Source organism: Chamaesiphon sp. OTE_8_metabat_110, assembly GCF_031382685.1.
Lineage (GTDB): Bacteria > Cyanobacteriota > Cyanobacteriia > Cyanobacteriales > Chamaesiphonaceae > Chamaesiphon.
This window is the reverse complement of sequence record NZ_JANMZA010000392.1, coordinates 1-5,423: the sequence shown is the minus strand read 5'-3', so window position 1 is coordinate 5,423 and position 5,423 is coordinate 1. Positions and strand designations below refer to the sequence as shown.

At 43.4% G+C, this 5,423-nt stretch carries 6 protein-coding genes; 1 reads left to right on the top strand and 5 read right to left on the bottom strand.

The features are described 5' to 3' along the window. From RMO52_RS14355 to RMO52_RS14340, 4 genes are all read right to left on the bottom strand, one after another. Positions 1-222, bottom strand: a 222-nt coding sequence (locus tag RMO52_RS14355) for a class I tRNA ligase family protein (protein WP_310415393.1), incomplete at its 3' end; no start/stop codon positions are given. A 163-nt stretch (positions 223-385) separates the two neighbouring features. Beyond that, the gene (gene nrtS, locus RMO52_RS14350) at positions 386-646 is read right to left on the bottom strand and encodes a nitrate/nitrite transporter NrtS (RefSeq protein ID WP_309740418.1); all 261 of its coding nucleotides are present in this window, start codon (positions 644-646) and stop codon (positions 386-388) included. 117 nt (positions 647-763) lie between these two features. Continuing rightward, positions 764-1,621 (bottom strand): DUF72 domain-containing protein, encoded by an 858-nt coding sequence (locus tag RMO52_RS14345; RefSeq protein ID WP_310415390.1) that lies wholly within the window; start codon positions 1,619-1,621, stop codon positions 764-766. A gap of 70 nt (positions 1,622-1,691) precedes the next feature. Then, on the bottom strand, positions 1,692-3,017 hold the full coding sequence (locus tag RMO52_RS14340) for a hypothetical protein (RefSeq protein WP_310415387.1): 1,326 nt from the start codon (positions 3,015-3,017) through the stop codon (positions 1,692-1,694). A 162-nt stretch (positions 3,018-3,179) separates the two neighbouring features. On the opposite strand from RMO52_RS14340, the gene RMO52_RS14335 reads away from it, so the two are divergent. Further along, a complete protein-coding gene (locus RMO52_RS14335) occupies positions 3,180-4,709 on the top strand; it encodes a phosphomannomutase/phosphoglucomutase (RefSeq protein ID WP_310415384.1) in 1,530 nt (509 codons plus the stop codon). 192 nt (positions 4,710-4,901) lie between these two features. Here the strand turns inward: RMO52_RS14335 and RMO52_RS14330 are convergent. Then, positions 4,902-5,423 (bottom strand): hypothetical protein (locus RMO52_RS14330; RefSeq protein ID WP_310415381.1); only part of this gene is annotated, 522 nt, incomplete at its 5' end.

The following is a 5,423-nucleotide window of genomic DNA, read 5'->3' as shown; positions in this document are numbered from 1 at the left end:
CCCGCACATCCGATGATACCGAATCAGTGCATCGATCAGCGATTGTTCAAACGCATGTCCCAAGTGCAAACTTCCCGTCACGTTTGGCGGCGGAATGACGATGCAGAAGGGTTTCCCACCTCTAGCTGGATCGACTTTGTAGGTTTGGTTTGTTTCCCAAATCTGCTGCCATTTGGCTTCGGTTGTCTTTGCGTCGTACTGGGGGGGAAGATTGGCTGTCATGGGATGCGTGATGTTGGCACTCTATTATAATTGTGCCATAGGGAAGGGAGTAGGCAATATGGTTGATATGGATTTAGGAAAATTAAACCGCAGAGGCGCAGCGCCTCTGCGGTTAAAACAAGAAATTAATCTTTCAAAGATCGCTTGTCGATCGTTTCTTAGATTACGATCGACTCGATGTAATTTCGCTATTTTTCCGCAGTGCAAACTTACGGCGGTAGCTAAATTGTCCGTAGACATTTACCAAGTAAGGCATCAAGTAAGTAATCGCTACCGAAATCCATCGATCGCTAGTCATTTCGCCGCGCGATAGTGCTATCCCATGATTGATAATGAATAGTAACGAACCAACCACCAAAGCTGTCTTTAATCCCGTAGATATAAATTCAGGATCGAATAGACTGGCTAGATATCTTTTGAGCATGGTTGCTAATTAACTAGTAATCATCAATAACCTACCAAATGAGGGTAGCCCATAACTGTTCGTTGTGGACAAATTTACTGTAGTTCGCTCGTTTATTCTACTCCAATGGCAAATCGATTAGAACAAGTTTAATTGCACTGGCAAATCATCGCTAAATGGTGGTGGTAATGGCGCGATCGCAATACCCGATCGAGTAAAAAGATCGTGTAAATACCGCGCATTAATTGGCGATCGAGCCTCGATCGGGCAATGGACGAAGATGTACACTTGTGTGTCTCGTTCTAGCCATGTCTGAATCTGATTTGTCCACCCCTCTAACCAGATGTGATTTGCCGAGCGCACGGGATGAGAAATATACCGAATCAATGTAAAAGGGGCTGTCAAACTCAGCGCGAGCGGTACGCGGGGTTTTTTGCATTCGACGATCGCTTCCCCACTTTTAGCCGCCTCATAAATCGGTCTAGAATCAAGGATAACGCGACCGACACCCAATCTAGTTAATAACTCGTTCAAGCGTTCTTGGTGGGGCGATTTAAACCAATCTAGATGCCGAACTTCGAGCGCGAGCGAGACATCCTGACGCGGTAGCTGGGCGAGAAAATTACTGAGATCGGCAAATCCTAAACTTGGAGAATAATTCGGTGGTAATTGAATAAACATTACCCCCAATCTGTCACCTAATTCCTGCATCTGAGTAATAAATGCTTGCGCCTGGAGTAGGTAAGGTTCGAGTAATCCATTGTGCGTAATCGCACGCGGAAACTTGAGGCAAAATTTGAATCCTGGTGGAGTTTGCGCGAGCCAGCGCTCGATTGTCGCTCGATCGGGAGTAGCATAAAAAGTGGTGTTGCCTTCGACAGCGGCGAAGTGACGGCTATAAACGCGCAAAAATTCTTGTGATGGTGTTTTGGGTGGATAAACTTCACCCATCCAACCTGGATAAGACCATACAGCACAGCCGATTGCAATTGGCATGATGATAATTAATAATTAATAGCCGATCGATGTAAGTGTTACTTAACCTTAATTTTTAAAAGTGCTAGATTTATTTATTACTATATGTGACTCGGATTTCTTCGATGAGATCGTAGAGGAGCGATTCAATTTTGATAATTGTTTGTCCTCTTTGCATTTCATCACCGAGCGATTTAGTCATATTTTCTGTCAGCCGTCGGCTGAGTTTGGCGCTATTGGGATCTTCTAGGATCTTGGTGAGGGCGGTATAGATGGATGCTGAGATTTCTTTGACGACCCGATCGATCGCTTGGGCGGGTAATTCGCCGATCCCTGGGAGTAGTTTGAGGTTGCGATAAGCAGGAGATTCTGACAAGGCTTTTTGAAATAGGTGCCGCAAAATTGCTTCTAAATCTGGTTGGATTTTGGGAATGACCCGGTAGACAACTATTTCTAACATTAGCTCGATCAAAACTTCAATCTCATTAATGTTATTTAGATCGATATGTGGTGTATTAAGATAGTGGCGAACCACTCTAGTTATCTGACCATCTCGAATTGCTCCTTGGGTTTGTTGCAATACTTCCATTACTACTGTCTCGGTTAGTTCATTAGCGATTTGTCCGACAAATAAATGATTGAGTTCTGACTTAATTAGACTGAGATTAATTAGCCTTGCTTGCTGTAATCGAATGATAACTGGAATAATTCGTAGAAATTGAGCGAAAGGTAAGATCAAAATCAGATCGTACCAGCGGCGGATAACTACCTGTTGCCAACTAAGTTGGCGATTGTGACGGCGGATAAAGAAAATTCGCCCGAGTAGTTCGCCAGCAAAGATACCGATAAAAATAATATCGATCTGCCAAAAGTCATCGACATAGTTACCTGATTCATTCAATCGCCGATAATAGTTGGTAACGAGTAATGGCTTAATTTGGCGATCGTAAAATTGAATTTCTTTATCCCAGCCTGCTTTAGTCAGATAAGCTTGGCTCCAGAAGGTAGCGAAAGCACCTTTTGCTGATTGATTTTGGACGCGATCGCGAACGTCGTTTTTGATTTTCTCTAAATTTCCAGTTTTACCAGCTACTTGAAACGGATTATTTTGAATCATACTCACGCTCAAAGTATCCAATTCTTGGAGCCAGCTTTGAGTCGGTGCAGAGGCTAATCCAGCTTGCTTGACTGTGAGTTTGAGTTGTTCGACCGCATTGAGATAACGTTCGGTTTCCCGATTGGGTTCGATCCCTTTAAAGCGATCGTATGTTTGCACGACGATTGGTAAATTGCGGAAGTAAAAATCGCGACAAGGAATATAAGTTAGGTCGAATATCGATACTACCAAGCCGATCGAGGCAATAATTGCCATCGATCTCTCAAACCACAAATTCTTGCGAGTAGTTGGTGCTAACACTAAAAGATATTACAAAATACACGGATCTATCCACTTATTTTAGAGTATTTTGGCTATAGTTATTAGGCAACCAGAGGGTTACACGATCGCTCAAATCAGCCCAATTTCACCGTCCCTCTCAACACCGAAAACCTCCAGCCTAATCCTTAACACTTACTCCACATGGCAATCGAGCAAAATTTTAACTGGAACAAGCTACAAAATGGCTCGGACATTCGCGGAGTCGCCCTGGAGGGCGTCAAAGACGAACGTGTCAATCTCACCCCGGAAGTTGCCAAAATCCTCGGCAGAGCCTTCGTGATGTGGCTCTCAGGTAAGTTAAATAAGCCCGGTGCCAAACTGATTCTAGCAGTAGGGCGCGATAGCCGCTTATCGGGGTCAGCACTGATGGAAGCGACGCTCGATGGGATTACCGATGCTGGGAGTCAGGCTCAAGATTTTGGGATGGCTTCGACTCCGGCGATGTTTATGAGTACGATTACGGCTGGCTTTGAGTGTGACGGCGCAATTATGCTTACCGCCAGTCATTTACCATTCAATCGGAATGGGTTGAAGTTTTTTACCGCGCGAGGTGGTTTAGAAAAGCAAGATATTAGTGATATTTTACAGTTAGCAGCTAGTAATAATTTTGAAGTTGCTGCCGTGAAAGGGGCGATTTTTCAGCGCGATTTTATGTCGGTATATGCCAACCAATTTGTCGAGCAAATTCGATCGAGTGTCAATCATCCGACTAATTTCGATCGACCTTTAACTGGGCTAAAAATTATTGTCGATGCGGGTAATGGTGCGGGTGGTTTTTATGCCGATCGCGTGTTGGCACCTTTAGGTGCAGATACCACTGGGAGCCAATTTCTAGAGCCTGATGGCACTTTTCCCAATCACGTTCCCAATCCTGAAGATCCGACAGCAATGGCGGCAATTTGTCAAGCTGTAATCGCGCATCAAGCCGATTTTGGCATTATTTTCGATACGGATGTCGATCGCTCGGCGGCGGTAGATAGCAGTGGTAAAGAACTCAATCGCAATCGCTTAATCGGCTTGATTAGTGCGATCGTTTTACAAGAATATCCCCATTCGACAATTGTGACTGATTCGATTACTTCTGATGGCTTGACCCAATTTATCGAACAGGATTTAGGTGGGGTTCATCATCGATTTAAGCGGGGTTATAAAAATGTCATCAACGAGTCGATCCGGCTGAATAATGAGGGTAAATCATCGTGGGTGGCGATCGAGACTTCTGGACATGCTGCGATGAAAGAAAATCACTTTCTCGATGATGGTGCATATTTAGTCAGTAAGCTATTAATCGAACTGGCAAAATCTAGATTAGCGGGTAAATTATTGACAGATTTGATTGCCAATCTTCAAGAACCAGCCGAAAGTCAGGAGTTACGAATTAAGATCGCTACCGCAGATTTTCAAGCATATGGAAATGAAGTAATCGATCGAATGCAAACATTCGCAGCAAGTCAAACCGACTGGAAGATCGTGCCTAATAACTATGAAGGGGTTCGCGTTTCTTGTACTTCAGAGAGTGAATCTGGTTGGTTTTTATTGCGACTATCTCTCCACGATCCGGTGATTCCAGTCAATATTGAATCGAATGTAGCTGGTGGTGTCGATCGGATTAAGCAGCGACTGTTATCGTTTTTAAAAACTCAGCAATTGCTAGATTTGGGTGCTTTTTAATCTCGATCGTTAAATAATTTTGAGGGCAATGTGGAAAACTATTAGAGATGTAGCTAGTGCTGCCTTATCAATGACGATTTTAGGCATGACAACGATTTAAGTTTGTGTCGGGGGTTCATTTGCTAGGCTCTACTGGCTTTTTTATCCCTTCGATCGCCTGAACTCTATTGAGAATCTGTCGCGATCTCCGAACTAATTTGATGATTTATTACCTAACAATTCTTCGATCGCGGCTAAAGTAGCGGCGTCTAAATACTGTTTGTTATTGATGACTACCGATGATAGAAAACCGCTGACTAGCTCGTCTTCTAGCGACCATGCGACGTGACGATTTGCAATTGCTGCGGCGACGATCGTATTGACTTGAGCGGCAGAAAATTCTGAATAATAACTTAATTTCTCGATCGCGGCTTGAGTATTGGCGATCGAATGACTATTGACTAAATCTCTAATTAAGAACTCTTTATCGCGAACTGTAGCAAGTGTTATTTCGGGGAATTGTTCTTTACAGAAACTAGACAACCGCTTATAAAAGTAAATTTTTGTCTGCTTTCTATTATACCACTCAGTAAGTAGGAAGTCACTAAAGTCGTCATCGTTTAGAGCCGAACAATAGTCTTTATCACCAGTAATAAAATAAAGATCTTCCTGCTGTGCTACCTCATCGAGCAAACATTCCCAGTTGATCGCATCACCCAAAGAATTGTTCTTACC